The sequence below is a fragment of the Stenotrophomonas beteli genome (genome assembly GCF_001431665.1).
In the GTDB taxonomy this organism is placed as follows: Bacteria; Pseudomonadota; Gammaproteobacteria; order Xanthomonadales; family Xanthomonadaceae; genus Stenotrophomonas; species Stenotrophomonas beteli.
The window spans coordinates 1-4,691 of sequence record NZ_LLXV01000100.1 but is presented as its reverse complement, the minus strand read 5'-3'; the positions used below and the strand labels follow the sequence as shown (position 1 = coordinate 4,691).

Annotated in this window: 3 protein-coding genes; all 3 read right to left on the bottom strand. The window is 61.7% G+C overall.

Annotation, left to right across the window (positions count from 1 at the left end; all coding sequences use genetic code 11):
- Positions 1–217 precede the first annotated feature (217 nt).
- Positions 218–817 (bottom strand): hypothetical protein, encoded by a 600-nt coding sequence (locus tag ARC23_RS20620; RefSeq protein WP_080393128.1) that lies wholly within the window; start codon positions 815–817, stop codon positions 218–220.
- Positions 818–1,199: 382 nt separating this feature from the next.
- Positions 1,200–2,765 carry a glutamine-hydrolyzing GMP synthase gene (gene guaA, locus ARC23_RS20105; protein ID WP_005413109.1) on the bottom strand — a complete coding sequence of 522 codons (1,566 nt, stop codon included), beginning with the start codon at positions 2,763–2,765 and terminating at the stop codon, positions 1,200–1,202.
- A gap of 103 nt (positions 2,766–2,868) precedes the next feature.
- The gene (gene guaB / locus ARC23_RS20100) at positions 2,869–4,326 is read right to left on the bottom strand and encodes an IMP dehydrogenase (protein WP_005416248.1); all 1,458 of its coding nucleotides are present in this window, start codon (positions 4,324–4,326) and stop codon (positions 2,869–2,871) included.
- Between the last annotated feature and the right edge of the window lie 365 nt (positions 4,327–4,691).

Sequence of the window (4,691 nt, the reverse complement as noted above, 5' to 3'; positions counted from 1 at the left end):
CCCCCCCCCCCCCCCTCGCCCTGAGTAGTGGGGACGCCGTAGCCAGGAATGATCGTGCGATGCGAGGCACCGATGGTCCTAAAATTACTCCGCTGATCCCTACCGGGCGGCAGCGGACTCGGTGGGACATCTGGACGAGAGGGGAGTGGAGTGTTCATGGCTTATCGAGGCTTCGCTGAGCTGACTTGTCAGCAGCTATTGCACCCCAGCATTGCATTCAGACGTGAGGCCAAAGAGACGCAATATAAGAAAGCTCTGCGTCCACCATCGGCTTGAAGTTCTTCCCCGTTGCCGAGTAGGTGAAAAGCTTACTATTGCGAACATCAAGAACACTAAAATTCATACCCGGAGGCTGCACTGGGCCTAGGACATGATTCATGAGCGTGACAATAAGATCAGCCTTTGTTTTGGTCAACGCATCGGTCTTCAAATAGAGTTTTATGACGTGCGGATCACCATTGATCTTTAGACCAAGCTCCGGACTCAAAGCAACGTCAATTCCCGAATGACTGTATATCTCACTGGGAGGGACAAACCAATCAAGCTTCTTTTGACCCCACCATTTCTTGTATCCAGCGACCATCGGCGGATAATTTGCCAGCTTTTTTGGATCCGCGAGCATCTTTGTCAAGCCTGACAAATCCGCCTTTGCCCCGCCCCCCTTATGTATCGAAACAAGACCCTCCCGAAGCGCCTTATAGAAATCAGTAGCCGGATCATACGCCTGCCTGTTCTTCAGCTGACCGACTTTAGTAGCCTTTGGGCTTCCCGACTTAGTTACTACTTCAATAAGATCTGTGAGCGTAATTCTTGGCACGAGACACTCCTTGTAATCCCATGGTAAGAGGGAGGCGCCCCGAAGCGGGACGCCCATAACCTCAAGAACGTCAACCAGACTTCACGAAAGCAAAAAATTAGACTCAACAACCCTACTCTGAAAATATCTTTCCTAGCCGTTCAACTAGGGAAACTGACCTCTCTAAGCTCCCGCCCCATCCCCTCTACTAAAAGCGCTGGCCTCGGAAATATTCCAGTACTCGAATGCCTCCTTCGCCTGCGACCGCTCCGCAGCAGCACCATAGGACTCAAGATAGCACTTTAAAAGCGGGAGCCCAGAGCAGAATGACAGCGCTCTCATTTAGCACATCGGCTGCCAGAAAAACAACAAGGGCGCCTCTCGGCGCCCTCGTTCTTTCAACTCACTCCCACTCAATAGTAGCCGGCGGCTTCCCCGAGATGTCATAGACCACCCGCGATACCCCCCGCAACTCATTGATGATCCGGTTGCTCACCGTACCCAGGAACTCATACGGCAGATGCGCCCAATGCGCCGTCATGAAGTCGATGGTCTCAACCGCCCGCAGCGCAATCACCCACTCATAAGCGCGCGCGTCGCCCACCACCCCCACCGACTTCACCGGCAGGAACACGGCAAACGCCTGGCTGGTCTTGTCGTACAGGTCGGCCTTGCGCAGCTCATCGATGAAGATGGCATCGGCCTTGGCCAGCAGCTCGGCGTACTCACGCTTCACTTCGCCCAGGATACGCACGCCCAAGCCCGGGCCCGGGAACGGATGGCGGTAGACCATGGTGCGCGGCAGGCCCAGCTCAACACCCAGGCGGCGCACTTCGTCCTTGAACAGCTCGCGCAGCGGCTCCACCAGGCCCAGCTTCATGTGCTCCGGCAGGCCGCCCACGTTGTGGTGGCTCTTGATCACATGCGCCTTGCCGGTCTTGCTGCCGGCCGACTCGATCACGTCCGGGTAGATGGTGCCCTGCGCCAGCCACTTGGCGTTCTTCAGCTTGTTCGACTCTTCGTCGAAGATCTCAACGAACAGGTTGCCGATGATCTTGCGCTTGGCTTCCGGGTCGCTCACGCCTTCCAGCGCGGCGAAGTAACGGTCGGCGGCATTCACGCGCACCACCTTTACGCCCATGTGCTCGGCAAACATCGCCATCACCTGGTCGCCTTCCTGCCAACGCAGCAGGCCGGTATCCACGAACACGCAGGTCAGCTTCTCGCCGATGGCCTTGTGCAGCAGCGCAGCCACCACGGACGAATCGACGCCACCGGACAGGCCCAGGATCACTTCGTCATCGCCCACCTGTTCGCGCACGCGGGCGATCTGGTCGTCGATGATGTTGGCGGCGGTCCACAGGGTCTGGCAGCCGCACACGTCCACCACGAAGCGGCGCAGCAGCGCCTGGCCCTGCAGGGTGTGGGTCACTTCCGGGTGGAACTGCACGCCGTACCAGCGCTTTTCTTCGTTGGCCATGGCGGCCACCGGAATGCGGTCGGTGGTGGCGGTGATGGTGAAGCCCGGCGGTGCAACGGAGACGTGGTCGCCGTGGCTCATCCAGACATTCAGCTTCGGCTCGCCGCCGTGGTCGCTCAGGCCCTTGAACAGCGCATCCGGGTTGATCACGTTCACTTCGGCGTGGCCGAATTCGCGCTGGTCAGCGGCTTCGGTGGCACCGCCCAGCTGGGCGGCCAGGGTCTGCATACCGTAGCAGATGCCGAAGATCGGCAGGCCGCTGTCGAACACTTCCTGCGGTGCGGCCGGGGCACCCGGCAGCGTGGTCGATTCCGGGCCACCGGACAGGATGATGCCCTTGGCGCCAAACGCGGCGATCTCGGCCGGGTTGTGGTCCCAGGCCCAGATTTCGCAGTAGACACCCAGCTCGCGGATGCGGCGGGCGATCAGCTGCGTGTACTGCGCGCCGAAATCGAGGATGAGGATCTTGTCGTTATGGATGTTGGTCATGGCGCCCCGGCAATGCAGTAGGGAAAACGAAATCAGATTTACGGCGGCAGATGGAGAAAGAGGAACGGGAAGTGCTTCCCCGTTCCTCTTTGCTCGGCCCGCATCAGGCGCGGTAGTTCGGCGGCTCTTTGGTGATCGTCACGTCGTGGACGTGGCTCTCACGCTGGCCCGCGCCGCTGATCTTCACGAACTTGGGCTTGCTGCGCATGTCTTCGATGGTGGCGCAGCCCACGTAGCCCATGGTGGCGCGCAGGCCGCCCATCAGCTGGTGGATGATGCCGCCCACCGGGCCGCGGTATGGCACGCGGCCTTCAATGCCTTCCGGCACCAGCTTGTCGGCGGTGGCGGCGTCCTGGAAGTAGCGGTCCTTCGACCCCTTTTCCATGGCGGCCAGCGAACCCATGCCGCGGTAGCTCTTGTACGAACGGCCCTGGTACAGCTCGGTCTCGCCCGGCGATTCCTCGGTACCGGCCAGCAGGCCGCCGACCATGATGGTCGAGGCACCGGCGGCCAGCGCCTTGCCGATGTCGCCCGAGTAGCGGATGCCACCGTCGGCGATCAGCGGAATGCGGTCCTGCAGCGCTTCGGCCACCAGGTCGATGGCGGTGACCTGCGGCACGCCGACGCCGGCAACGACGCGGGTGGTGCAGATCGAGCCCGGGCCGATGCCGACCTTGACTGCGTCCGCGCCGCTGTCCAGCAGCGCCAGTGCGGCTTCGCCGGTGCAGATGTTGCCACCGATGACCTGCACGTTCGGGAAGTTCTTCTTGACCCAGCTGACGCGGTCCAGCACGCCCTGCGAGTGGCCGTGCGCGGTATCGACCACGATCACGTCCACGCCGGCGGCGACCAGCGCTTCCACGCGGCGATCGGTATCACCACCCACGCCGACGGCAGCGCCGACCAGCAGGCGGGTCGACAGATCCTTGGCAGCGTTCGGGAAGTCGGTGTTCTTCTGGATGTCCTTGACGGTGATCAGGCCACGCAGTTCGAACGAATCATTGACCACCAGCACCTTTTCGATGCGGTTGCGGTGCAGCAGCTGCAGCACTTCGTCAGACGCGGCGCCTTCCTTGACCGTGATCAGGCGATCCTTCTTGGTCATGATGTGGCGGACCGGATCGTCCAGCTCGGTCTCGAAGCGCATGTCGCGGTGGGTCACGATGCCGGCCAGCTGGCCGTCGCTGCCCACCACCGGCACGCCGGAGATGTTGTGCGCCTGGGTCAGGGCCAGCACGTCGCGGATGGTGGTTTCCGGGCCGACGGTGATCGGGTCGCGGATGACACCGGCCTCGAACTTCTTGACCTTGGCCACTTCCGCGGCCTGCTGTTCCAGGCTGAGATTCTTGTGGATGATGCCCATGCCGCCGAGCTGGGCCATGGCAATGGCCAGGCGGGCTTCGGTGACGGTATCCATGGCGGCGGACAGGATCGGAAGCTTCAGCTTCAGGTCGCGAGTCAACCGCGTTTCGAGGTTGACGTCCTTGGGCAGGATGGTCGAGTGGGCGGGGACGAGCGAGACGTCGTCGTAAGTGAGTGCTTCAGCCTGGATGCGCAGCATCGGCATACCCGAGATGTGGGGAAGCGCGACATTTTACCCCTTTTCAGGAGCCAAGAACAGCATTTTTGGTAGCCAGAATTGGAACTTCGCGCGACACAGTGTCGCACCCGCTCACCTGTAGAGCCGAGCCCTTGCTCGGCTGCTTTCCGCCAGACCGCGATGAGCCGAGCATGGGCTCGGCTCTACAGGAGGCCCGAGGCCCGGTACCACCAAGCGGTGCCGCAGCGTCGCGCGGGCGGTGATTGGTTCAGGGGGCTTGGGTGGGTGCCAACCTTGGTTGGCACAACCCGTCCGGCACCGGCACCCCAGATGGGCCGATGGCCCCGATGGATGTGTGCCAACCAAGGTTGGCACCTACCAGGAGC